At 71.1% G+C, this 23,661-nt stretch carries 22 protein-coding genes and 2 pseudogenes; 16 read left to right on the plus strand and 8 right to left on the minus strand.

What is annotated here, in order from left to right:
• Positions 1 to 195: 195 nt before the first annotated feature.
• Positions 196 to 375 (plus strand): annotated as a pseudogene (locus JAO84_RS31715) (DUF1918 domain-containing protein); the annotation flags it as partial.
• Between the two features lie 25 nt (positions 376 to 400).
• On the opposite strand, the gene JAO84_RS31720 reads toward JAO84_RS31715, so the two are convergent.
• On the minus strand, positions 401 to 1,000 hold the full coding sequence (locus JAO84_RS31720; RefSeq protein ID WP_370415911.1) for a CBS domain-containing protein: 600 nt from the start codon (positions 998 to 1,000) through the stop codon (positions 401 to 403).
• Positions 1,001 to 1,408: 408 nt separating this feature from the next.
• Between JAO84_RS31720 and JAO84_RS31725 the strand changes: the two genes are divergently transcribed.
• The 4 genes from JAO84_RS31725 to JAO84_RS31740 all read left to right on the plus strand — a co-directional run bounded on the left by JAO84_RS31725 (position 1,409) and on the right by JAO84_RS31740 (position 6,837).
• On the plus strand, positions 1,409 to 2,308 hold the full coding sequence (locus tag JAO84_RS31725; protein WP_370416924.1) for a universal stress protein: 900 nt from the start codon (positions 1,409 to 1,411) through the stop codon (positions 2,306 to 2,308).
• Complete coding sequence (locus tag JAO84_RS31730; protein WP_370415912.1) at positions 2,308 to 2,997, plus strand: helix-turn-helix domain-containing protein; 690 nt, start codon at positions 2,308 to 2,310, stop codon at positions 2,995 to 2,997. The genes JAO84_RS31725 and JAO84_RS31730 overlap by 1 nt, the downstream gene beginning before the upstream one ends.
• Before the next feature lie 27 nt (positions 2,998 to 3,024).
• Positions 3,025 to 3,750 (plus strand): hypothetical protein, encoded by a 726-nt coding sequence (locus JAO84_RS31735; protein ID WP_370415913.1) that lies wholly within the window; start codon positions 3,025 to 3,027, stop codon positions 3,748 to 3,750.
• Positions 3,751 to 4,113: 363 nt separating this feature from the next.
• On the plus strand, positions 4,114 to 6,837 hold the full coding sequence (locus tag JAO84_RS31740; RefSeq protein WP_370415914.1) for a heavy metal translocating P-type ATPase: 2,724 nt from the start codon (positions 4,114 to 4,116) through the stop codon (positions 6,835 to 6,837).
• A gap of 60 nt (positions 6,838 to 6,897) precedes the next feature.
• On the opposite strand, the gene JAO84_RS31745 is transcribed toward JAO84_RS31740, so the two are convergent.
• Positions 6,898 to 7,755, minus strand: a complete 858-nt coding sequence (locus JAO84_RS31745) for a universal stress protein (RefSeq protein ID WP_370415915.1) — start codon at positions 7,753 to 7,755, stop codon at positions 6,898 to 6,900.
• A 223-nt stretch (positions 7,756 to 7,978) separates the two neighbouring features.
• Here JAO84_RS31745 and JAO84_RS31750 point away from each other — a divergent pair, with 223 nt between their 5' ends.
• The 8 genes from JAO84_RS31750 to JAO84_RS31785 all read left to right on the plus strand — a co-directional run bounded on the left by JAO84_RS31750 (position 7,979) and on the right by JAO84_RS31785 (position 17,600).
• On the plus strand, positions 7,979 to 8,884 hold the full coding sequence (locus JAO84_RS31750) for a universal stress protein (RefSeq protein WP_370415916.1): 906 nt from the start codon (positions 7,979 to 7,981) through the stop codon (positions 8,882 to 8,884).
• Positions 8,881 to 9,891, plus strand: a complete 1,011-nt coding sequence (locus tag JAO84_RS31755; protein WP_370415917.1) for a universal stress protein — start codon at positions 8,881 to 8,883, stop codon at positions 9,889 to 9,891. Before JAO84_RS31750 ends, JAO84_RS31755 begins: the two co-directional genes overlap by 4 nt.
• Before the next feature lie 128 nt (positions 9,892 to 10,019).
• Positions 10,020 to 12,422 (plus strand): phosphoenolpyruvate synthase, encoded by a 2,403-nt coding sequence (gene ppsA, locus JAO84_RS31760; RefSeq protein ID WP_370415918.1) that lies wholly within the window; start codon positions 10,020 to 10,022, stop codon positions 12,420 to 12,422.
• Positions 12,423 to 12,662: 240 nt separating this feature from the next.
• A complete protein-coding gene (locus tag JAO84_RS31765) occupies positions 12,663 to 13,076 on the plus strand; it encodes a CBS domain-containing protein (RefSeq protein WP_370415919.1) in 414 nt (137 codons plus the stop codon).
• Between the two features lie 213 nt (positions 13,077 to 13,289).
• Positions 13,290 to 13,745, plus strand: coding sequence for an Hsp20/alpha crystallin family protein (locus JAO84_RS31770; RefSeq protein ID WP_370415920.1), 456 nt, complete (start codon positions 13,290 to 13,292; stop codon positions 13,743 to 13,745).
• Positions 13,742 to 14,245 carry a flavodoxin domain-containing protein gene (locus JAO84_RS31775; protein WP_370415921.1) on the plus strand — a complete coding sequence of 168 codons (504 nt, stop codon included), beginning with the start codon at positions 13,742 to 13,744 and terminating at the stop codon, positions 14,243 to 14,245. The genes JAO84_RS31770 and JAO84_RS31775 overlap by 4 nt, the downstream gene beginning before the upstream one ends.
• Before the next feature lie 48 nt (positions 14,246 to 14,293).
• Positions 14,294 to 14,887, plus strand: coding sequence for a hypothetical protein (locus tag JAO84_RS31780; protein WP_370415922.1), 594 nt, complete (start codon positions 14,294 to 14,296; stop codon positions 14,885 to 14,887).
• The gene (locus JAO84_RS31785) at positions 14,880 to 17,600 is read left to right on the plus strand and encodes a cation-translocating P-type ATPase (protein ID WP_370415923.1); all 2,721 of its coding nucleotides are present in this window, start codon (positions 14,880 to 14,882) and stop codon (positions 17,598 to 17,600) included. Before JAO84_RS31780 ends, JAO84_RS31785 begins: the two co-directional genes overlap by 8 nt.
• Here JAO84_RS31785 and JAO84_RS31790 read toward each other — a convergent pair.
• The 4 genes from JAO84_RS31790 to JAO84_RS31805 all read right to left on the minus strand — a co-directional run bounded on the left by JAO84_RS31790 (position 17,570) and on the right by JAO84_RS31805 (position 19,721).
• On the minus strand, positions 17,570 to 17,860 hold the full coding sequence (locus JAO84_RS31790) for a DUF4389 domain-containing protein (RefSeq protein WP_370415924.1): 291 nt from the start codon (positions 17,858 to 17,860) through the stop codon (positions 17,570 to 17,572). The genes JAO84_RS31785 and JAO84_RS31790 overlap by 31 nt on opposite strands.
• A 110-nt stretch (positions 17,861 to 17,970) precedes the next feature.
• Positions 17,971 to 18,585, minus strand: a complete 615-nt coding sequence (locus tag JAO84_RS31795) for a CBS domain-containing protein (protein ID WP_370415925.1) — start codon at positions 18,583 to 18,585, stop codon at positions 17,971 to 17,973.
• Positions 18,582 to 19,238 (minus strand): CBS domain-containing protein, encoded by a 657-nt coding sequence (locus JAO84_RS31800; RefSeq protein WP_370415926.1) that lies wholly within the window; start codon positions 19,236 to 19,238, stop codon positions 18,582 to 18,584. Before JAO84_RS31800 ends, JAO84_RS31795 begins: the two co-directional genes overlap by 4 nt.
• A gap of 12 nt (positions 19,239 to 19,250) precedes the next feature.
• A complete protein-coding gene (locus tag JAO84_RS31805; protein WP_370415927.1) occupies positions 19,251 to 19,721 on the minus strand; it encodes a cyclic nucleotide-binding domain-containing protein in 471 nt (156 codons plus the stop codon).
• A gap of 135 nt (positions 19,722 to 19,856) precedes the next feature.
• Here JAO84_RS31805 and JAO84_RS31810 point away from each other — a divergent pair.
• Positions 19,857 to 20,691 (plus strand): annotated as a pseudogene (locus tag JAO84_RS31810) (alcohol dehydrogenase catalytic domain-containing protein); the annotation flags it as partial.
• A gap of 63 nt (positions 20,692 to 20,754) precedes the next feature.
• Here JAO84_RS31810 and JAO84_RS31815 read toward each other — a convergent pair.
• The gene (locus JAO84_RS31815; protein WP_370415928.1) at positions 20,755 to 21,372 is read right to left on the minus strand and encodes a hypothetical protein; all 618 of its coding nucleotides are present in this window, start codon (positions 21,370 to 21,372) and stop codon (positions 20,755 to 20,757) included.
• Positions 21,373 to 21,394: 22 nt separating this feature from the next.
• Complete coding sequence (locus JAO84_RS31820) at positions 21,395 to 22,018, minus strand: CBS domain-containing protein (RefSeq protein ID WP_370415929.1); 624 nt, start codon at positions 22,016 to 22,018, stop codon at positions 21,395 to 21,397.
• Positions 22,019 to 22,265: 247 nt separating this feature from the next.
• Here JAO84_RS31820 and JAO84_RS31825 point away from each other — a divergent pair, with 247 nt between their 5' ends.
• Together JAO84_RS31825 and JAO84_RS31830 are read left to right on the plus strand one after the other, a co-directional pair.
• Entirely contained in the window at positions 22,266 to 22,772 is a 507-nt protein-coding gene (locus JAO84_RS31825) for a universal stress protein (RefSeq protein ID WP_370415930.1), read from the plus strand.
• On the plus strand, positions 22,769 to 23,629 hold the full coding sequence (locus JAO84_RS31830; RefSeq protein WP_370415931.1) for a universal stress protein: 861 nt from the start codon (positions 22,769 to 22,771) through the stop codon (positions 23,627 to 23,629). Before JAO84_RS31825 ends, JAO84_RS31830 begins: the two co-directional genes overlap by 4 nt.
• Positions 23,630 to 23,661: the final 32 nt, after the last annotated feature.

The following is a 23,661-nucleotide window of genomic DNA, read 5'->3' on the forward strand; positions in this document are numbered from 1 at the left end:
CGGAGCCGGCCCGAGGGCAGTGCCGAATGGTCCCCTTCCGGGACGGTCGGCCCCATGACGAGCGGCCGATCGGGACGCATGGTGGAAGGCATGAGCACCGGATTCGGGAGGGCCGTGGCCGGTCGCTCGGGCCGGGAGGCGAGGACCATGACTGAGACTGGAACACGGCAAGGCCGGGAGACGCCCCGCGCCGGGTTGTGGGCTCGTGCCGGCGACCGGCTGATCGTGGGCGGTTCCACGGTCGGGGACGAGGGGCGTGACGGTGAGATCGTCGGGCTCCACCACGCGGACGGCACTCCCCCCTTCGACGTCCGCTGGTCGGACACGGGCAGGGTCACCCTGGTGTTCCCGGGCCCGGACGCGCGGGTCCAGCACTTTCCGCCGCATGACACGAAGGCCACTACGCGGTCGTGAACTCCGCCGCCGCGTCCACCACGCCGGGCACCGCCCGGGTGAGCCGCAGGGCCAGATCCGGGGACACGGATGGTGGCAGGCGTCCGGCCAGCGTCACCACCCCGTCCGTGACCCGTACGGTGAGTGCGGCGTCGCCTTCAGCGATCAGGCGCGTGAGGAGCTCGTGCCTCACGTCCTCGGCGAGCTCGGCGTCGGAGCGTAGGTAGACCTTGAGCAGGTCGCCCCTGCTGACGACACCGACCGGGCGGCCTTCCTCGTCCACCACGGGAAGCCGCTTGAGACGCCCACGCCCCATCAGCCGCGCCGCCCCGGCGATCGTGGCGCCGCGCGGCACGGTGACGGCCGGCGCCGACATCAGACTGCCCGCCGTCACCGGGCCCGCCCCGTCGCCGTCCTCTCCCGGCCCCTTGCCGAGTACGTCCGCCTCGGACACCACGCCGACCACCCTCCCCTCGGCCGACAGCACGGGAACCGCGCTCACACCCCAGCGCCGCATGGACTGGACGATTTCTTTGACCGGTGCGTCGAGCCTGGCGGAGACCACCGCGTGGGTCATCACGTCGTCGACGGTACGTGGGTGCTTCATGACCGGCCTCCGGTACGTCCGCGCCCCGAATCCTGTTGCTGCGAGGGTGTCGCCGCCGGGCGGCGGGCGACAAGGGCCGAAAGGGGGCACGGCGTGACCCGGCCGGCCCTGGCCCGGTCGGTCGGCCGGTGCTTTCCTGAAAGTGAGGAGGGGCCCGCCCAAGGGACGCGGGGAAGCGGCTCGAGCCGTGCACCGCGCGATCAGGATCCGCGAGAAGCGGATGGGCGGGCCCCTCCTCCTGTCGTGTCATCTCCTCCTGTCGTGTCATCGCGCCGCCTCCCCAAGTGGTCTGGGCGGGAAGTGGTCTGGGCGGGCCGAGCCCGGGACCGACCGGCCCTACCCGGCTCCCCCGGCCCGGTGCGAGCGTGGCAGCAGGCCACCTCACGACCCGGAAAGGCGGTGGGCGTGATGGAAACGCCCCTGGTGGTAGGAGTCGACGGGTCCGACCCCAGCCTCACGGCGCTGGACTGGGCAGTCGAAGAAGCCGTACGGCACGGGCTTCCCCTGCGAATCGTCCATGCCTCGCTCTGGGAGCGGTACGAGGGAGTCGTGCCGACCTGGGCCACGGACCGGCCGTCGGGCCAGGTGCTCGCCGAGAACATCGTCGGCACTGCGGCCGAACGCGCCCGGCGCCGTGCACCCGATCTGCCCCTCACCACGGCTGTCCTGGCCGAGGACGCGTCCACCGCGCTGCTGAGGGAAGGGCAGGAGGGAGCGATTGTCGTCGTCGGGTCCCGCGGGCGCGGCGAGTTCGCCGACCTGCTGCTCGGCTCCGTCGGCCTCATCGTGGCCGCCCGGGCTCACTGCCCGGTCGTCGTCGTCAGAGGGGACCGGCACGCCCTGGAGGCGCGCCATGGACGCGTGCTGCTCGGCGTCGGAGAACACGACGTGGACTCGCCCGCCGTGCGTTTCGCCTTCCGTGAGGCTGCAGCCCGGGACGCGGAGCTGGACGTCGTCCGCACCTGGCGACGCCCGGCCCACGAACCGATCGATCACCCGCTGCTGAGCGGCAACCGCGCGATCTACCTCGCGGAACAGTCCGCCGAATTGCTCGACAAGGCCCTGGAGGCCGCGGTGACCGAACATCCCCGGGTGCGCTTGCGCAGGGCCACGCTCGAGGGTCCCGCCCACAGGGTGCTGACCGAGCGCTCCGCCGCCGCCGACCTGCTGGTCGTCGGGGCCCGGCGCCGAGACGGGCTCGTCGGTCTGGAGCTCGGCAGGGTCGCCCACCGCGCCCTGCACCACGCCATGTGTCCCGTCGCCGTCGTACCCCAGCGGCGTCTCGGGAGCACGGAAGGAGAGCGGTGATGAACACAGCCGACCGGAACGCCCCGCACGCCACGAGCGACCTCGGCCGCCGCGTCGCGGCAAGGCGCGCCCAACTCGGTCTGTCCCGGGAGGACGTGGCAGACCGGGCCGGCTCCACGCCCGGCTTCATCGCCTACGTGGAGGAGCGGGTTCCCATTCCGGGGATCGAGTTCCTGGTTCGGCTCGCGAACGCCCTGGAGACCACGGTCCAGGATCTCACCGGGTCCACGGCGGACCGCGCGCCCGGAGGAGGCCGCGCCGGGTATCGGCCGCGGATGGAGGAGATCGACGAGGACGAGTGCTGGGAGCTGCTCGACGACCACGGCGTCGGCAGGATCGCCGTCGAAGGACGGGATGGGCTCATGGTGATCCCCGTGAACTACCAGGTCGTCGACGGGCAGATCGTCTTCATGACCGCGGCGGACTCGTCCCTCGCGCGCACCGCGGCGTCCGGTGCGGAAGTCGCCTTCGAGGAGGACCACCTGGACGAAGCCTTCAGCCAGGGCTGGAGCGTGCTCCTCGTCGGTCCGGTGCGAACGCTGTCGGACGAGACCGCGGTACGGAGGATCAAGGACGCCGTCCACTCGGGGCCGTGGGCCGGGGACGGGCGGGACACCGTGGTGGCGCTCTCGCCGCGCCGGGTGACCGGCCGCCGTATCCGGGTGCCGGGCGCGCCCGGAGGCCCGTAGGCGTCAGACCTGGTGCAGACTGCCGACATGGCTGAGGACGAGGCGCAGGTCAGCCCACCTGACTCGCTGCTGCAGTTGATCGACAATCTCGCGCGGTTCCATCGCGAGCATGAGGAGTACTACGCACAGGCGCCGTTGCGTCAGGCCGGCGACCTGCAGGCGCGGTCTCGTGCACTGAAGGCGTTGGCCGACCGGTGGAGCCTGATCGGCGTGGGGGAGCAGGCGTCGGAGATCGCGTTCGCCGGAACGGAGGACCTGAATGCCCCCGGGCTCGTCGCGGAGTCGGGGATTCTCTTCATGGAGGGGGAGGGCGAGCCGGCCGAACTGCAGAGGTTGAAGCGTGAGATCGGGCTGCTGGCGCACGACCTGGAGCAGACGGGCGTCTGGCTGGCCGAGGCGATGGAGCAGGCGTGGGAGATGGCGGGGGGCCTGGCTGCCTATCCCGCGCTGGCCGACCTGCTCGGGGAGCGGCACCGGATCATCGCCGACGACTGGCAGTCGGCGGGCCTGCAGACACTGATCGCGCGGCTGCTGCGACGCGCCCTTGACCTGCTTGCCCGCGTCGACTTCGCTCCGGCGGCGTTGCGGGCCGATCTGCGGGGCGAGCGGACGGCCCCCACCTACCTCTATTCGGCTTCGGAACTGCTCGACCGGGCGGCGGATCTGATGCTGGAATCGGCGACCCTGGTGCACGACAACGAACGACGCTGGCGCGTCTTCCGCGCCCGGGTGCGGGAGTTGCGGTCCGCCTAGGCCGAGCCTCGGAGGGACACGCCGTGGAGCATCGCGCGCATCTGGGTGATCTCGGCGGTCTGCGTCCGGGAAGCGCGGTCGAGGTCCCAACCCCGGCCCGGGCGACACGAACAGCACCATGCCCGGCATGATGAGCAACCGGCAGATGAGGTCATGCCGCGCATCCTGAAGAACATCATCAGCGGGCAGGCCATGGCCACGCCCAGGATCGCCAGGATCCCGACAGGGACACCCCGCCGCCGGCCTGGGATGGGGCCGGACGGCCCCTTCTGCGGGGCTGGTCAGGCCCTGCCCGGCGAGAGGTGGCCGACGTGGATGCCGCGCGGGAGGCTGGAGGAGCAGGCGCACGAGGAGGCGAGTGCCATGTCTCTCGCGGACGTGATCGTCGTCGTGGCTGCCGCCGGCCTCATAGCCTTGCTGGGCTGGTACTTCTTCGGGCCGCGCAAGTTCGGCACGGTCCGCGTGGAGGAAGGCGTACAGCGCGTAGACGTGACGGTGCGGGGCGGCTACAGCCCGAACCTGGTCAAGGTCCGCCAGGGCATGCCGGTCGACCTCGTCTTCGATCGGCAGGAGGCAGGCGAATGTACCTCCCGCGTCGTGTTCCCCGATCTCAAAGTCGGGGCCGGCCTCCCCGCCCACACCCGTACGACCGTCCGGCTGAGCCCTGACCGGCCCGGCACCTACGGGTTCGCCTGCGGCATGAACATGATCCACGGGACCCTCGTCGTCGAGCCCGCCGAAGGCGGAGCACCGGAACCGGGCACGGTACGGGGCGGAGAGGCGGCGCCGAGCGCGGGGGAGCCGTCGGCCGAGGACGCGGAGGCGGCCGACATCGCCGAGCGCCAGGCGGAGATCAAGGATCTGACCCGCCGCGTCGTCGTGGGCGCGGTGTTCACCGCGCCGGTGCTGTTCGCCGTGATGGCGCACGAGCTGTTCGGCGCCGACTGGGTTCCCGGTTGGATGCTGAACCACTGGTTCCAGCTCGCACTGATCACGCCGGTGATGCTGTACACGGGCTGGCCCGTGCACCTCATCGGCTGGCTCGCCCTGCGTCACCGGTCGGCGGACATGAACTCCCTGATCACCCTGGGCACCAGCGCCGCCTACGGATTCAGTCTGCTCGTCACCCTCGCCCCGGGGCTACTCCCCGAGGACGTACGGGAGGTGTACTTCGAAGCGGTCGGCGTCATCCTGACCCTGATTCTGCTGGGCCGTCTTCTGGAGGCACGCGCCAAGGCAGGCACGGGCGAGGCCATCCGCGCCCTGATCGGCCTGCAGGCCCGCACCGCACGCGTCCTGCGTGACGGCGCCGAGACCGAGATACCCGTCGACGAGGTGGTCGTCGGGGACGAGGTCGTCATCCGCCCCGGGGAGAAGATCCCCGTCGACGCCGAGGTCCTCTCGGGCTCCTCCGCCGTGGACGAGTCCATGGTGACGGGCGAGCCGATGCCGGTAACGAAGCACGCGGGCGACGTCGTCATCGGTGCCACCGTCAACACCACCGGTTCCTTGCGGGTGCGCGCGGCCAAGGTCGGCGCGGACACCATGCTCGCCCAGATCATCCGGCTGGTGCAGCGGGCACAGGCGTCCAAGGCCCCGATTCAACGCCTCGCCGACGTGATCTCCGCCTATTTCGTCCCGGCGGTCATCGGCATCGCGATCGCGACCTTCGCTCTCTGGTACACGGTCGGACCCGCGCCGGCGCTCACCCTCGCCCTCGTCTCGGCCGTCGCCGTCCTGATCATCGCCTGCCCCTGTGCCCTCGGCCTGGCCACCCCGCTCTCGGTCATGGTCGGCACCGGCAAAGGCGCGCAGGCAGGCATCCTCATCCGCTCCGCCGAAGCGCTGGAGACCGCCCACAAGCTCGACACCGTCGTCCTCGACAAGACCGGCACGGTGACCGTCGGCAAGCCGGTCCTCACCGACGTCCGCCCCGTCGACGGAGTCGACGGAGTGGACGGAGCCGAACTCCTGCGGCTCGTCGCCGCTGTCGAGACCGACAGCGAACACCCCCTCGCCCAGGCCGTCGCCTCCGGCGCCCGCGACCGCGGTCTTCTGCCCCCGACCGCGACCGGCTTCGACTCCGTCACGGGCAAGGGTGTCCATGCCACGGCCGACGGCCACACCGTCATGGTCGGCACCGCGCGCCTCCTCCACGACACGGGCATCGACACCACCCCGCTCGACGCCGTCGCCGCGGGCCTCGCGGCCGAGGGGAAGACACCCGTCCTCGCCGCGGTCGACGGCCGCCCCGCCGGGGTGCTCGCCGTCGCCGACACCGTCAAGGACGACTCGGCCCAGGCGATCGCGGCCCTGCGACAGCTGGACACCGAGGTCGTCATGCTCACCGGTGACAACGCCCGTACCGCCACGGCCATCGCCGCCTCCGTCGGCATCCCCCGGGTCCTGGCCGAGGTGCTGCCCGAGCACAAGACCGACGAGATCCGCCGCCTCCAGGCCGAGGGTCGGACCGTCGCGATGGTCGGCGACGGAATCAACGACGCCCCCGCCCTCGCTCAGTCCGACGTCGGACTGGCCATCGGCACCGGCACGGACGTCGCCATCGAATCCGCCGACATCACTCTCATCTCCGGCTCCCTCTCCGGGGTCGTGACCGCCATCCGCCTCTCGAAGGCCACCATGCGCAACATCAAGCAGAACCTGTTCTTCGCCCTCGTCTACAACGCCGTCGGCATCCCGCTCGCGGCCGGCGCTCTGTATCCCCTCTGGGGCATCCGTCTCAGCCCGATCATCGCCGCGGTCGCCATGGCCCTGTCCTCCTTGTCCGTCGTCACCAACGCCTCCCGCCTGCGCCGCTGGCATCCCGCACCGCTGCCCGATGCGGCCGACACACAGACACTGGCGGAAGTCGAGACCGCGACCGACAGCACGCGGCGAGAGGACGGCCCGGACGGGCACCAGACGGCCCTCGACCCCGTGTGCGGCATGGAAGTCGACCCCACGACCGCACCCGAACACCGAGACACTTCCGCAGGCCCACTGCACTTCTGCTCCACCGAGTGCGCCGCTGCCTACGATGCCGCTCCCGATCGCTACGTGCCGTCCGCCGGCCGCCGACGTCCGTAGCGCGCCGAGCGGGACGACGTTGATCCGGGGGCGGCCGACAGCAGAAACGCCGCCGTCCGCTCACGTCAGAGGGACGACGGCGACCGGCGCGGGGCTGTGGTGGATGACCGCGTGGGCGACATGGCCGAGATGCGCGCCGAGGGGCACCTTCCGGCTCCGTCGTCCCACGATGACGAGTTGCGCGCTTTGCGACGCCTCGACCAGCTGGTACGCAGGCGAGCCCACCACCGCCGCGGCCGCCACGTCCACACCCGCATACCGCTTCCGCCACGGTTCCACCAGGTCCTCCAGACCCCCGAGGAGGTGGCCGCCCAGTTCCTCGCCGATCCCCGGGTCCATGACGGCCGCGTAGCCGTACGAGGCGGGAAGCGTCCAGCTGTGCAGGAACCGCAGCGGCACGCCTCTGCGGGCGGCTTCATTGAAAGAGAACGCGAGCAGGGCTTCGCACGGATGGTAGATGTCGACGCCCACCACGATCCCGCCTTCGGGAGCCAATGAGGCGCCCTCCGCGCGCACGAGGACGACCGGCCGGCGCGCAGAGCCGACGACGGCAAGGGAGACCGAGCCGACGATGAAGCCCCGGACGCCACCGAGCCCACGCGATCCGAGCACCGTCAGATCCGCCTCGCTCGCGGCGGCCGTCAGTTCCTCGGCCGCCCGGCCTCGCGCACGCTCCGTGAGCACCTCGAGGCCGGGATGGTCCTTCCGCACGCGGTCCGCCTCGTCCCGAAGGAGACTCTCGGCCCGCTTGGCCAAGTTCCGGGCGTACGGCAGGGGCACCTCAGGGGTGTTCGGCCACTCCTCCACATGCACCAGCCGGAGGGGCACCTCGCGCAACACCGCTGCCGTCGCCGCCCAACCCACGGCGGCGAGGCTTTCCTTCGAACCGTCCAATCCGACGGTGACCAGGGCCGTCATGGTGTGCCTCCTCAGCCGTGTCCGCTCTGTTCCGTACGTGGTCCGGACGGAAGAGGACGTCCTGAACTTCAGGCTGGTGGGTGCCGGCCTCCCGGGGGCAGGGCCGGGCAGGTCTCGATCGGGGCCGAACGGCCCATCCCCGGGAGGCCGGCCACGGTGTCAGCGTGGGGGGTATCGCCCCTCGGGACGTGCTCCCGAGCGGAGGACGTACGGAGGTGGAACCATGATCAGCGAGATCCCCGCTCGACCGGAGCTCGGCAACGTCGTCGTGGGAGTCGACGGTTCCCCCTCCGCGCGCATGGCCGTGCTCTGGGCCGCAGCCGAGGCGGACCGACGCGGTCGGACCCTGCACCTCGTCCACGCCGCCGATACCGACCGGCGGGCCCTCTTCGCCGATGCCGAGACGATCCAGGCGGTACGCGAAGCGGGCCGAGACCTGCTGACCGAGACCGTGAGCACGGTCCACGAGCGCTTTCCGGACCTTGCCGTCACGAAGGAACTGAGCCGCCAGGAGCCGGTCGCCGGTCTCTGGGCGGCTGCCGGCCACCGGGGCACGATCGTGGTGGGCAACCGGGGGCTCGGCGGCTTCTCGACTCTCCTGCTCGGCTCCGTCGGTATGGGGGTGGCGGCCCGCGCCGAGGTGCCCGTGATCGTCGTCCGTGGTGACGGTGACCGCCCCGAGTCGGGATCGGTGACGGCGGCCGTGCACGGTGCCTCGGATGTCAGCTGGCTGCTCGTCGCGGCTGCCGAGGCGGACGCCCGCAAGGCGGTGTTGCGACTGGTGAGCGTCTGGAACGTGCTCACCCACGTCGGCAGCGTCGCGACCATGCTGGACGACCTCGACGAGATCGCGCGGCAGCGCGTGCACGAGATCAAGGCGCTTGCCGATCGCGTAAGTGACTTCTATCCCGGGCTCGACGTCAGCCATCACGTCGAGACGGGGACGAGCACGCCCGGGAACCTGGTCGAGGCGACCGCCCACACCGACCTGCTCGTGATGGGCAGAGAACACCGTGTTCTGGGCGCAGCCCCGTCCCTGGGGCGCGTCGCCCATGTCCTGCTCCACCACGCCCATTGCCCGGTGGAGATCGTCCCACCCGCCTTCGCCACCCGGGTCGAGGAGACGTGAACGAGATACTGCTCGGAGTCGACCCCCGGGAGCAATCGATCCCCGCTCTCGTCTGGGCGGCCGATGAGGCCGTACGAAGAGGACTGGCGCTCCGCCTGGTCGTCGCCGTACCGCCCGCCCACTACGGGCTCCGGTACGACGCGCTCGCCCACCAGAGCGCCCTGCGGCTCCGCGCGGAGTCGGCGATCGCCAACGTGGAGGCCCTTGTACGGGAGCTCCACGGCGGTCTGCGGATCGCCACGGAACGCGTGAACGGTGTGCCGGCGACCGTGCTCCGCGATCTGGCGGCTCACGCCGCACTCGTCGTCGTCGGCTCGCGCCGTCTCGGCAGGGCGGCCGAGGTGTTCAGCGAGAGCTCCGTGGTCGTCCCCCTCACCGCGCGGGCCGCCTGCCCCGTTGTTGTGGTCCGCGTACCCGAGCATGCTGCCGTGCACCCACCGACCCTCGTCGTCGGCGTGGACGGCAGCCCGTCCTCACAGGCCGCGGTCGCCTTCGCCGCCGCGGAGGCGAGCCTCCGCGAGGCACGACTGCGCGCCGTCTGGGTCTGGCCCCCTTCCCTCCTCGCTCATGACGATGTGGACGAGGGTCTGGCCGAGCGCCGTCGGCTGCTGGCCGAGTCGGTGGCGGGGTGGGCGGAGAAGTACCCGGACGTCGCCGTCTCCCAAGAGGTCCTTCGGGGACACCCGGTCGAGCAACTCGCCCTGGCGTCCCAGGAGTCCCTCGCCCTGATCGTCGGCCGAAGAGGTCGTGGCGGGTACTCCGGCATGCGGCTGGGGTCGACGGTCCACGGCTTGCTGCACCGTGCCATGTGCCCGGTGATCACCGTCCCCTTCCCGCGGCGCGGAGACCGGCCGGGCGACCCGGCATGGGCCGACCGGTCCCGTTCCCGTACGACCGACCGGCCCTGGCCCGTTGACCCGCTCGGCACTGGGCCGCCACGGCCTCCCCGCGGGACGGTGGGGCGAGAGGACGACCCCGGTCCGTCCGCCGGTTCCCCGGAGAGGTGAGCACGATGCAGCGCATCCGGATCAGCCCCCGGCCCCGAGAGCCGCGCAGGCCGAGCCCCCTCGATCTGCGCACCCCGTCCGGCAGACCGCTCCCGTACTGAGGGGGCCCGAGAGCCACGGAGGATGTCATGGCACCGACGCGTCGCGTCGTACCGTTCACGGAGCTGGACCGCTCGGACGTCGGCCGGGTGGGGGGCAAGAACGCCTCACTGGGAGAGATGACCAACCGGCTCGGCGCCGCCGGCATACGCGTACCACCGGGCTTCGCCACCACCGCCGAGGCGTACGAGGAACTTCTCGCGAGCCACGGACTGCGCGACTCCGTCGAGGAGGAGATCGGCCGCCTGCACCAAGGGGCCCCGCTCGACGAGGTCGGGGCGGCCATCCGTTCGTTCTTCCTTGCACAGCCACTGCCTGCGCCGCTGCGGGACGCCATCCTGACCACGTACGAGCGGCTTGCCGAGGTGAGCGGCCGGGAGACGCCCGAAGTGGCCGTACGCAGCAGTGCGACGGCCGAGGATCTGCCCGAGGCCAGCTTCGCCGGGCAGCAGGAGACATACCTGAACGTACGCGGACCCCAGGCGCTCCTGGAGGCGTGCCGGCGCTGCTACGCCTCCCTGTTCACCGACCGGGCGATCGACTACCGCGAGCGAATGGGCTTCGACCACCTGGCCGTCGCCCTCTCTGTCGGCGTCCAGCTCATGGTCCGCTCCGACCTCGCCGGGGCCGGGGTCGCCTTCACTCTCGACCCGGAGAGCGGCTTCCCCGAGGTGATCGTGGTGAGCGCAGCCTGGGGTCTGGGCGAGACCGTCGTCAGCGGCCAGGTCGACCCCGACGAGTACACGGTGTTCAAACCGAGCATGAAGGACACCGCCCTGAACCCCGTGATCGATGTGCGGATCGGCAGCAAGCGGCTGAAGACCGTGTACGCGGACACCGGGCTGACTCGCACGCTCGACACCCCCGACACCGAGCGGAACCAGCGGGTCCTCGCCGACGCGGAGATCCGCGAGCTCGCCACGTGGGCGGCGGCCGTCGAAGAGCACTACGGCTGCCCCATGGATCTCGAATGGGCCAAGGACGGCCTCACCGGCGAACTCTGGATCGTCCAGGCGCGCCCTGAGACCGTGCAGTCTCGCCGGCGGTCCACGACCCTGCGCCGCTGCCGGCTGACCGTCGTTCCCGGTGAACCTCTGGTGGAGGGCATCGCGGTGGGCGAGGCGATCGGCCAGGGGCCCGTCGTCGCCCTCGACGCCCCCGTCGACCTCGACCGCTTCCCGCAGGGCGGGGTTCTCGTCACCCGAGTCACCGACCCCGACTGGGAACCGGTCATGAAGAGGGCTTCGGCGATCGTCACCGACCACGGCGGACGCACCTCGCACGCGGCCATCGTCAGCCGCGAACTCGGCGTCCCCGCTGTCGTCGGAACCGGCAACGGCACCCGGATTCTGCAGGACGGCAGGCCGGTGACCGTCTCGTGTGCCGAGGGCGAGCGCGGACGGGTCCACGATGGCCTGCTCGCGTACGAGGAGATCATGACCGACCTCGCGGAGCTGCCCCCCACGCGCACCAGAGTGATGCTCAACCTGGCCGACCCGTCGGCCGCGTTCCGCTGGTGGCGGCTACCTGCCGATGGAGTGGGCCTCGCGCGTCTCGAGTTCATCGTCGCTCACCAGGTGAAGGTCCACCCGATGGCCCTGCTGCACCCGGAGCGACTCGATCCACAGGACCGACATGTGATCGACCGGCTCACGGAGGGGTACCTCGACCGCGGGCAGTACTTCGTCGAGCACCTTGCCCATGGCATCGCTCGGATCGCAGCCTCCCGCTGGCCCGCACCCGTCGTCGTACGGACCAGCGACTTCAAGACCAACGAGTACGCCAAGCTCCTCGGCGGCCGGCCCTTCGAACCCGGCGAGGCCAACCCCATGATCGGCTGGCGCGGCGCGAGCCGGTACTACAGCGACGGCTACCGTGAGGGGTTCGCCCTCGAATGCCGTGCGCTGCGCCGGGTCCGTGAAGGGATGGGGCTGACGAACGTGGTCGTCATGATCCCGTTCTGCCGGACCCTCGGCGAGGCGGACCACGTGCTCGCGGTGATGGCGGAGGAGGGACTCGTACGAGGTGAGAACGGCTTGCGCGTCTACGTCATGGCCGAAATACCGGCCAACATCATCCTCGCCCAGGACTTCGCGGAACGCTTCGACGGATTCTCGATCGGCAGCAACGACCTCACCCAGCTCACCCTCGGCGTCGACCGCGACTCGGAGGCTCTCGCCCACGTCTTCGATGAGCGTGACCCCGCCGTCGTCCGCAGTATCCAGACCCTCGCTGCCCGCGCCCACGCCGCCGGCCGCCCTGTCGGACTGTGCGGGCAGCGGCCCAGCGACGATCCGGCTTTCACCGCGATCCTGGTCGACGCGGGTCTCGACTCCATCTCCGTGGCACCGGACAGCTTCGCTGCTGTCAAACGGCACGTGGCGCGCGCGGAGGCGGCGCTCGGAGACGGCGCTGGTCGAAGGAAGGAGTGACCGTGCCCAGGAAGACACGGAACCGAGGCACCCGGGACAACGGGCCGTCGGCCGAACTCGGTCGACAGGTGGCCGCGGACACGCGGCGTGGGCGCCCCAGGAATCACCAGCCGCCCGCAGAGGGGGCGAGCGGGCGTCCCAAGCGCCCGGTGCACACCGTCAGCGTGTCGACGCTCTTCCTCTGAACCGACGGTGAAGCGGCCGGATCGCGAGCAGGGGGCCTGAAAGGAGGACGCGGCCATGACGACCGCAAGGGAGATGATGCACGCCGGCGCGAGCTGCGTGCAGGAGAACGAGACCGTGATGGACGCGGCACGCCGCATGAGCGAACTCGACGTCGGCGCACTGCCGATCTGCGGGCCGGACAACCGGCTCCACGGCATCATCACCGACCGGGACATCGTGGTGAAGTGCCTCGCCAAAGGCAAGGATCCCCACCACATGACGGCCGGACTCCTCGCCCAGGGCAAGCCGGTCACGGTCGACGCGGACGCCGACAGCGAGAAGGTGCTCCGCACCATGCAGGAGCACCGCATCCGCCGCGTACCCGTGATCGACGACCACCGCCTGGTCGGCATGATCAGCGAGGCAGACCTGGCGAAGCACCTGCCGGAGGAACGGGTCGGCCATTTCGTCGAGGAGATCTGCCGCTGACTGCACCAGAGCCGTGGCGCCGTGGGCCGGTCGGTCCAGGTGCGGCCCGTTCGGCCCCGTCGGACAGCCCCCTTGGACGCTGCGCCACATGACCTCACGGGCGGACGATGGGGTTACGGAGACGGACCGGCCCCCGTAACCCGGTCCACCGCCCGTCCGCACCGACTCGGGTCCTCGGCGACCGTCCTGGGCCCTGAAACGAGGAGCAGAACAATGGCCGGAGGCAAGGTGGAACGCAGGCACAGCCTCTTTCCCGACTTCGACACCTGGTTCAACCGGGAGTTTCCGGGGCTGCCCGGATGGCGCCCCGCGACGGCTGCGCACTCCATCCCGGTAGAAGTGTCCAGCGGCGCCGGCGGGTACGTGCTGCGGGCCGAACTGCCCGGAATGGACCCCGACGACGTCACCATCACCGTCGATGACAACCTGATCACGGTGAGCGCGGAGCACAGCGAGAGCGAGGAGGACAAGGAGCACTCGGAGTTCCGCTACGGATCGTTCCGCAGGACCGTGCGTCTCCCGGCCACGATCCCGGTCGACGACGTCGAGGCGTCGTACGAGGACGGCATCCTCACCATCCGCGTTCCGATGCCCGAGGAGAAGACCGGCGCCGCACGCACCATCCCGGTGAAGCGAGGCGGTACCCCGCCCGGAGGAGCCACGTCGTGAACCCCAAGCGAGTCCTGGTCGCCTACGGCAGCAAGCACGGCGCGACCAGGGGGATCGCCGACGAGATCGGCCGGACGCTCCAGGCCGACGGCTTCGAGGCCGTCGTCCTGCCGGCCGACGTCGTCTCAGACGTCGGCGGCTACGACGGGGTCGTCCTCGGTGGGGCCCTCTACGCCGGGCACTGGAACGGCAAGGCGCGACGGTGCGCCCGGCGCAACGCTGAGCAGCTCCGCCATCGGCCCGTCTGGCTCTTCAGCAGCGGGCCCATCGACAGCTCCGCCGAGCAGCACGACATCCCGCCGGTACCCGGTGTCGCCCGCCGGATGAAGAGACTCGGCGCCCGGGAGCACATGACCTTCGGGGGCGCCGTGACCGCCGAGACGCCGGGCCGCATCAGCCGGTCCATGGTCCGCCACGGCAAGGGCGGAGACTTCCGCAACCCGGAACGGATCCAGGACTGGGCCCACCACATCGGGACCGAACTCGGCACCACGCGCTGAACGGTCTCGTCGGCCCGTACTGGAGGCCACTTTACCCAGAGGTGCGACATGGACCACCGCAAGCGGTCGGAACCGCGACCCACGCCGTCCGGGCGAGGACGTGGCGGGCGCGCCGCACTGATCCTCGTCCTGACGATCTCCCTGATCTGCGGCGCCGTGGCCGCCGCGAGCCTGTGGAGCGCCGGCGCCAAGGCCGATCGTGAACTCGCCGCCCACCGCCACCAGGTGCAGGCGACCACCACCGGGCCGGCCAAGGACCCGCCCGTCGCCACCCGGTACGGTTCGACACCGTGGGCGCTCGCACCTGCGGTCTGGGAACAGCCCGAGAACGTCCGTCGATCCGGCACCATCCACGTCCCTCCCCGGACACCCCAGGGCCGCACGGTGACGATCTGGGTGGACGACACCGGCACCCCCGCACGCCCCCCGGGCAGCGCCGCTGACCGCGCGCTGACCTCACTTTCGGGCGGGAGCGTCGCCACGGCCTCCGTCGGAGTGATCGGAGCAGGCGTTCTCGTCCTCGTACGACGGCGGACCGAAGCCCGTCGGCTCGGGGCCCTGCAACAGGAGTGGGAACAGGTCGAACCCGTGTGGTCCGGTCGGCTCCGCCGGGGGAAGGCGCCGGGGACCGACGATGACTGACCGCGCCGCCACGGGCCGGGCGGCCACGCCCAGCGAGGCGCTGCCCTTCGACCCCAGCGAGCCCCTGCCCAGGCTGCGCCGGGAACTCGCCACCGGGCCGGATGGGCTGTCCGCCCGCGAGGCCGCCCGCCGGCTCGCCGTTCACGGGCCCAACGAGGTACGACGCAAGGCCCGCTCCTCTTTCGCGCGGGAGCTTGTCGGCCAGCTGGTCCACCCCCTCGCCCTGCTGCTGTGGGCGGCCGCCGCGCTGGCCTTCGTCGCGGATCTCGGGGTGCTCGGCTGGGCGATCCTGGCGGTCATCGCCGTCAACGCGGCCTTCGCCCTCCTGCAGGAACGGCAGGCCGAGCGGGCGGTGGAGACCCTCGCGCGGTATCTGCCCGAGCACGCCCTCGCCGTGCGCGACGGCCGGCCCCTCACCGTGGAGGCCCGCGACCTGGTGCCGGGTGACGTGATCCTCCTGGAAGAGGGCGACAAGGTGCCGGCCGACGCGCGCGTCACCGAAGGCGGAGTGGAAGTCGATCTGTCGATGCTCACGGGGGAGTCCGTTCCCGCGGAACGCATGGCCGCGGCCGGTCTCCTCGGCGCCCCGTTGCTGGAGGAGCCGAACCTCGTCTTCAGCGGGACGACCTGTGTCGAGGGGCAGGCCCGGGCCATCGTGTTCGCCACCGGCAACCACACCGAGCTCGGCCGGATCGCCGCACTCAGCCAGCGCACCCGGCGCGAGGCGAGCCCGTTGGAACGGCAGGTCAAGAAGGTCGCCTGGCTCATCGCCGGCGTCGCCACCGGCATGGGGGCCCTGTTCCTCGTCGCCGGAGTGGCGGTCGGACTGCCGGTGACCGACTCCCTCATGTTCGCCATCGGACTCCTCGTCGCCAACGTCCCCGAGGGACTGCTCCCGACCATCACGCTGGCCCTCGCCGTCGGCGTCCGCGCGCTGGCCCGCGAAGGCGCCCTGGTGAAACGACTCAGCGCCGTGGAGACGCTCGGCTCCACGAACGTCATCTGCACGGACAAGACCGGCACCCTGACCCGCAACCGCATGCGTCTGAGAGCTCTTTGGACCGCGGAGCACGGAACGGAACCTGGACCCTGGGCGCAGGAACTGGTGCGGGCGAGCGCGCTGTGCACCACCGTCACCCGCGAGGAGGAGGAGGAGGAGGAGGAGGAGGAGGGCAAGCTGCACGGCGATCCGACCGAGGCCGCCCTCGTCACCGGGGCCGCCGACCACGGGGCCCCTGTGGATCTCGCCCGGCGCGACGCGGAACGGCGCAGGCTGTTCCGCTTCGATCCGCGACTGCGGCTGATGTCGGTCGTGCAGGACGACGAGGGGACGGGGCACCTGCGGATCGTTGCCAAGGGAGCGCCCGAAGCGGTCCTGGCCCGCGTTCTTCCCGGCTCCGCCATGGACGCGGCTCGTTCCGCGGCGGAGGAGCTGGCCCAGGGCGGCATGCGGGTCCTCGCGGTCGCCGCGCGCGACCTGCCGTCGGGGACGGAGCCGCCGTCGCGCCGTCAGGACGCCGAATCGGGGCTGACACTGCTCGGTCTGGTCGGACTGTACGACCCGCCGCGCCCCGAGGTGGCGGAGGCCGTCCGCCGCTGCCACGAGGCCGGAGTCCGCGTGCACATCGTGACGGGGGACAGCGGAGCCACCGCCGCCGCGGTCGCCCGGGAGGTCGGCATCGGAGTGCCAAGGCTGCAGGTGGTCGCGGCCTCCGAGTCGCTGGGCGACGACGAGCTGGACCGGCTCCTGGTGGAGGGCGACGCCGAGATCGTCTTCGCCCGCTCCTCACCCGAGACGAAGCTCAAGGTGGCGGACACGCTGCGGGCCCACGGCCGGATCGTCGCGATGACGGGTGACGGGGTCAACGACGCCCCCGCGCTGCACCGTGCGCACATCGGGGTGGCCATGGGCCGCTCCGGCACCGACGTGGCCCGCGAGGCCGCCACCATGGTGCTCACCGACGACGACTTCGCCACCATCGTGACCGCCGTCGAATCCGGGCGCCGCGTCTACGACAACGTCCGCAAGTTCATCGTCTACATCTTCGCCCACGCCACCCCGGAGATCGTGCCCTTCCTCGTCTTCGCGCTCTCCGCCGGGGCGGTACCGCTGCCGCTCACCGTGCTGCAGATCCTCGCCATCGACCTGGGAACCGAGACGCTGCCCGCCCTCGCCCTCGGCAGGGAACGCTCCGAGCCCGGCATCATGCGGCGGCCGCCTCGGCCACGGCACCAGGGTGTGATCTCCCGCGACATGCTCGTCCGCAGCTGGGGCTATCTGGGCCTGGTGTCGGCCGCCCTCGTCATGGTCGGCTTCTTCTACGTGCTCTGGCGCGCGGGCTGGCAGCCGGGTGATCCCACGGGTACGGGCAGCCCCCTGCACCACGCTTACGTGACGGCCACGACGGCCACCTTCGCCGGTATCGTCACCTGCCAGGTCGGTACGGCCTTCGCGGCCCGCACCGACCACGCGGCACTCCGCGACATCGGGGTGTTCTCGAATCCGCTGCTGCTCGCCGGTATCGCCTTCGAACTCGCGTTCACCGCGGCCCTCGTCTACGCGCCCCCGCTCCAACACCTCTTCGGCACGGCCGCCCTCCCCCTGGACGTCGTCCTGCTCATCGCGACGTTCCCGGTCCTGGTATGGGGCACGGACGAGCTGCGGCGTGCCAGGCGGCGCCGTCAGCGCGCGGCACCCACGACCGGCTCGTGACCACCCTGGTCGAGACGGAACGGCGGATAGGCGTCCGTCATGAGGCTCGCATAAGCGGCGACGCGCAGGACCGATTGGTTCAGCCCGACGATCAGGGCGAACAGACCGCGCGGATACCGGTCGGTGAAGGCCACGGCGAAGCCCGCGATGAGCGTGAGCAGCGTGATCAGGCCGCCGCTCCACCAGTGCACCTCCATCCCGCCGGTGAAGAACGCGATCACCGTCACGACGAGGAAGGCGATCCAGAGGAAGAACAGCACGATCCAGTGGGGGATCACCAGGATCCACTTGACCAGCCACAGTCAGCGGGGCAGCCGGCTGTCGAGTTCGGCCGTCACCATCACGGGAGCATGCGGGGTGCTCGGGGTGTTCATGCTCGCCCCTCCTTCGGCAGGTCGTCGTCTTCGTACGTGAGCCGGTCGACGACCCCCACGACACCGTCGACGCTGTTGCAGAGCCTGAGAATCACCGGCACGAGGCTCCGGCGCCGTACCGTGCCGCTGAGCGTGACCCGGCCGTCCACCACCTCGACCGACAGGGCGGACGGGCTCAGCCCCAAGGTGTGGGTGACCACGTCCTCGACGATCTCCTCCTGGATCGCACGGTCCCGGCGAAGGAACAGCTGGACGAGGTCGCTCCGGCTGAGGACGCCCACGAGCTGCCCTTCGTCGTCGACCACGGGCAGGCGCTTGACTCCGGCCCGGTCCATCACGCGGGCGGCCCGCACCACGCTCCACTCGGGTCGGGCGACGATGGCGGGGCTCGACATGAGCGCGCCCGCGGTGTCGAGCCGGGCCCCTGCGGCACGGCGGCATACCAGGTCCGCCTCCGAGACAACGCCGAGAGGCCGGTTCGACTCGTCCACGACGCACACCGCGGTGATGTCGAACTCGTCCAGGAGCCGTGCGATCTCCTTGAACGTCGTGCCCGGTACGACGCTGACCGCCGTGGGCGTCATCAGATCCGCGACGCTGCGGTGCCTCATCGCCTGTCACCCTCGGCTGTGAGTTCGCATCGTACGTCCACGACGCCTTCGACAGCGCGGGCAAGGCGGGTGGCGAGCGGGATGAGCGCGCTGTCGCGGACCTCGCCCGACAGCGTCACGACTCCGACGCCGACCCGGACGTCGATCCGACGATGAGAGAGGGGGAACAGGTGCTCGACGACGTCGCGGCGCACTTCGGCGGCGAGATCCTCGTCCGGGCGGAGGAAGACCTTGAGGAGGTCGGACCGGCTCACGATTCCCTGGATGACGCCGCTCGCGTCGACGACCGGCAGCCGCTTCACGCGATGGGCGGCCATGAGGCGTGCGGCCTGGGGCAGGGACGCACCGAGAGCGACGGTGACGGCGGGCGAGGTCATCAGGTCCTCGGCCCTGTGAGAGCCCGCCTTGGCCGTGGCGTCGAGACGCCGCATCTGTTCCACGAGACCGAGGCGGTGATCGTGGAGCTCCTCCTTGAGGAGCAGGTCGGCCTCGGAGACCACGCCGACGACGCGGCCCTCGCCCTCGACAACCGGTACGGCGGTCACCTTCCACCGCTCCATGGCGGCGACGATCTCCTTGAACTCCGCGCCGGGCTGGACGGCGACGACCTTCTTGGTCATCACGTCGGCGACGGTGAACGGCTGGGTGGCCATGACTCTGTCTCCTCATCGGGCGTAGGCCAGGGGTTCCGCGCCGATACGCGGCATGAGGTCGTCCAGCAGGCGGTCGCGGGCGGACAGGAGCCGACGCGCCATCGCCGCGGCGACGCACGCGAAGACCGCCTCGCCGACGGCTGCGTCCTCCGTGCACAGCTGCCTGACGGCCTGGGCGTCGAACTCGAGGGCGTGGACCTCGGCTGTCGCCGTGGCGCCGAGGTGCCAGATGTGTGGGGGCATGATCCAGGAGCAGCCGAGGAGCGCGCCGGACGCGAGGGTGTCCACGACGGCGTTGCGGCGCCCAGGGACGTGCATGTCGAGCTCGACCCGGCCGGTCTCGATGATCCAGAAGCGGTCTGCGTGCTGCCGCTCGCGGAAGATGCGCGTCCCGGCGGGGAATTGCACCGGGCGAGCGTGCTCCAGCAGCCGGTCACGCGCGTCGGGAGCGAGTTCGTTCAGCAGCGTCCTCGTGGTGGTCATGAGGTCCTCCAGCCCTTTCCCACAGACTCGCCCGGGTCGGGTGCCGCCCGGGAGGGCCGCGCAGGTCCCACCCGGGGGCCGAAGGGCCCCCGCCAGCGGACCAGGACGGCCTGACCCGAGAGGGGAACGACGGCCATCCACCGCAGTGCGTGGGACCGGGGCCGGATCGCCTGGCAGGACGCACCCGATCCAGGCATCGAGGACCCTGCCGATGCCATCGTCCGGGTCGACGTCGTCACCATCTGCGGCACGGACCTGCACATCCTCAAGGGGGACGTCCCGGAGGTGACGCCAGACCGGGCGTCGGTCACGAGGCGGTGGGCACCGTGGTCGAGGCCGGAGGTGACGTCCGCACGGTACGGCCCGGTGAGCGCGTCTTGATCTCCTGCATCTCCGCCTGCGGCCGGTGCCGCTTCTGTCGTGAGAGCCGCTACGGACAGTGCCGCGGCGGAGGCGGCTGGGCCCTCGGCCACACCATCGACGGGACACAGGCCGAATATGTCCGGGTGCCCTTCGCCGATATCTTCCCCACGTCCCACGAGGTCGGGGTACTTAACGGTGCCGTGCACCCCTCCGACACGGTGGTCGTCGTCGGAGCCGGCCCCATCGGTCTCGCCGCGATCGCCACCGTCGGCTTCTACAGTCCGGGCCGGATCGTCGCCGTCGACCACGCCACCGCGAAGGCGCGCGAGGACCCGGTACAGCTGGTCTCGGATCTGACCGAGCGACTGGGTGCCGATGTCGTCATGGAGGCCGTCGGTGTTCCGGAGGCGTTCGAGATGCGCACGCGGATGGTCCGGCCCGGTGGCCGGGTCGCCGACATCGGTGTGCACGGCAAGCCGGCGGCCCTCCACCTCGAAGACTGTGGATCGAGGACGTCACGATATTTCCCGGCCGGCTGACCATCCAGGCACACGCCTCGCCCGAGGGCCTGCTCGGAGGCGTCCTCCCCGGCGACCGGAGGGTCACTGTCGCACCCGGACCGGAGCGTTGGCTCCGTCTGTGAGCAGTGGCTCTGTCCGTGAGACACGGTTCAGTCGAAGGCGAGCACCTCGGAGACCGGACGGCGTGGCGTGGCCCGACCGTGGGGCCCGTAGCCCAGGCGGAACACCACATGGACGAAGTCGATCGTCGAGCCGGGATCGCGTGCGCCGGAACGGAGCTCCGGCCACTCCAGCGGCTGCCTCGGGCCGAAGGCGTACGCCGGGATGCCTTCGGTGCCGGGTCCTTCCCCAGCCGCACCCGTGCGTGTCCAGGCGGCGATCTCCGCGCGCACTGCCTCGTCCGCCGCCTCGATCAGCTCGGAGACGTGGCCGAGATCCATGACGGTGTCGGTGTGCCAGGTCCCGGGGACGACCAGCCGACAGCCCTCCAGCAGAGCCGCGGCATGCAGGACGCCGAGTTCGCTGTCGGCGTCGTCGGGACCGTCAAGGCGCACGTCGGGGAGATGCCACGGGTCATCGGGAGAGGGCAGCAGCCGGACCACGGGACGCAGGCCACGGTGCGCGGCGGCGCCGCAGCCGAGGTGGAGACTCCGGTGCCCGTCTTGTGGACGAGCTTCCAGAGCTGTGCGTTGTGCATCGAGGGAACCGTGACCGCGTCTTCGATCAGCGACGGTCACGAGTGGCCGGGTCAGGGCGATGCCGGACATGGTTCGTCCTGTCGGCGGTGACTCACCAAGAGATGTCGTGGGGAGTCCGGGTGGGGTAGGCGAGACGTGTGTCGTCTTCGTGGAAGGAGAGCCGGTCCACGACGGCGACGACGCCGTCCACGCGCTCGGCGAGTCCGACGAGCATCAGGGCCTGACTCCGCCGCCGGAGGCGGCCGCCCAGCGTCACCACGCCGTCGAGGACGTGCACGTCCACCGCGTCCGCGGGCAGCTCCATGACATCGGAGAGGACGTCCTCACAGATGCGGCGCCGTATCTCCGCATCCGGGCGGAGGTAGACACAGAGCAGATCGCGGCGGGTCACGATGCCCACCAGTCGTTCTTCCTCGTCGACGACGGGAAGGCGCTCGACTCCCCGGCGCACCATCAGCCGTGCCGCGTCCGCAACCGTCTCCTCGGCGTGAACGGTGACGGCCGGCGTGGTCATCAGGTCCCGCGCAGTCAGTTCGTGGCGGGCCAGGAGGTCGCTTTCGGAGACGACTCCGACGACATGGTCGTCGTCGTCCACGACGGGGACCCCGCTGATGTCGTGCTCGGCGAGCATCTTGGCCACTTCCCTGAACGACGTCGCAGGGACGGCGGAGAGCACGTTGTCGGTCATCAGACCGCCGACCTTCATCTGCTTCATTACCGCGCCTCCCGCTCGAGGGTCCGGACGGTGCTTCCTACGTCACCACCCTCCGACGCGCACGCGGGGCCTGCGAGGGCCGAACGGTCCACCCTCAGGACCGAACGGGCTCGTCATGCAGGGGTCGCGCCCCGCCCGGCCGAGGGCGGGGACCATTGGTCCCGTCATTGCCCCCAGCGGCCCTCCATCCTCCCGAGTCCAGTTGCCAGAGTGGAAGGAGGTCTCTCGGCCCTTGGGAGGAGAAGGCATGAACGGAACCACTGCCCGTTCCGGCCTCGGCAGGGTCGTCGTCGGTGTGGACGGCTCACCGTCCGCAGACGCGGCGGTGATATGGGCGGCGGCGGAGTCGGCGCTGCGGGGCATCCGTCTTGTTCACGCGGCGGACACGGACACACCGGTCCCCTTCCTGACCGAGGCGGAGATCGTCAGGAGCCGGCAAGCAAGGCGTGATGAGGCCTGTGCGGTTCTTGCGGCGGTCCGGAACGAGGCCGACGTGGGCTGTGCCCGTGCGGCGGCCGGCGAAGAGGAGTTCCCGAATCTGACCGTGCAGGCCGACGGCCGGAGCAGCCACAACGTTCCCGGTGCTTTCGCCGACGCGTCGCACCACGCCGGCCTTCTGGTCTTCGGCGGTCGACGATCGCCCGGCTACCTCGGACCGACGCTCCGCCGGATCACGCTGACCCTGCTGCAGCACGCTCACTGCCCCGTGGAGCTCATCCCTCGGCAAGGACCCCGACATGGGAGCACGTCATGACCAGCACCACGGATCGCGGCAACATCGTCGTCGGTATCGACCCGCTCAAGAACTGGCACATGGCCCTTGCCTGGGCCGCGGACGAGGCTCACCTGCGAGAACGGGGACTGCGCCTGGTGGTCGCGGTACCACCGCAGCACGACACCCGGCATGTCGACGACACCCCCCGTCACCTGGCACGGCGGCAGGTGGGAACGGAAGCTCTGCATACCGCGCTCGCCTGGGCGAAAACCCGGCAGCCGGGTGTCGAGGCCGCCTCCTCCCTTCTCGACGGGTTCCCGGTAGGGGTCCTGGCCGGGCTGTCACACGACGCCGGCATGATCGTGCTGGGATCCCGGCACCTCAGCCGCACCGAGGAGTACCTGAGCGCCGGTTCCCTGGTCGTCCCGGTCACCGCGAAGGCGCGCTGCCCGGTGGTCGTCGTGGGCGACGCGGAACACGTCACGCAGGAGACGCCCTACCTCGTGGTCGGCCTTGACGGCAGTGAGTCCTCACGGGCAGCCCTGGCCTGGGCCTTTGAGGAAGCCGACCTCCGGCGCTGCGCACTGCGTGCCATCGCCGTCTGGCAGCCCCCCGTCTTCTCCCTGCACAGCTCCGACTCACTGTTCCACGCCGAGCGGCGGCTGCTCTCGGAAACCACTGCGGGCTGGGCGGAGAAGTATCCCGACGTCCGGCTCACCCACGAGGTTCCCATCGGCTCCCCCGTGGAGACGCTCGCGGACGCAGCCGAGCACGCCCTGGCCGTGGTCGTCGGGCGTCGAGGCCGCGGCGGATACACCGGGATGCGCGTCGGCTCCGTCGTCCACGGGCTGCTGCACCGGGCGCACTGTCCGGTGATCACCGTCCCTGCCAGGTGAGCGCGCCATGACGGCGTCGGCTCCCCACCGGG

The organism is Streptomyces fradiae (assembly GCF_041270065.1).
Lineage (GTDB): Bacteria > Actinomycetota > Actinomycetes > Streptomycetales > Streptomycetaceae > Streptomyces.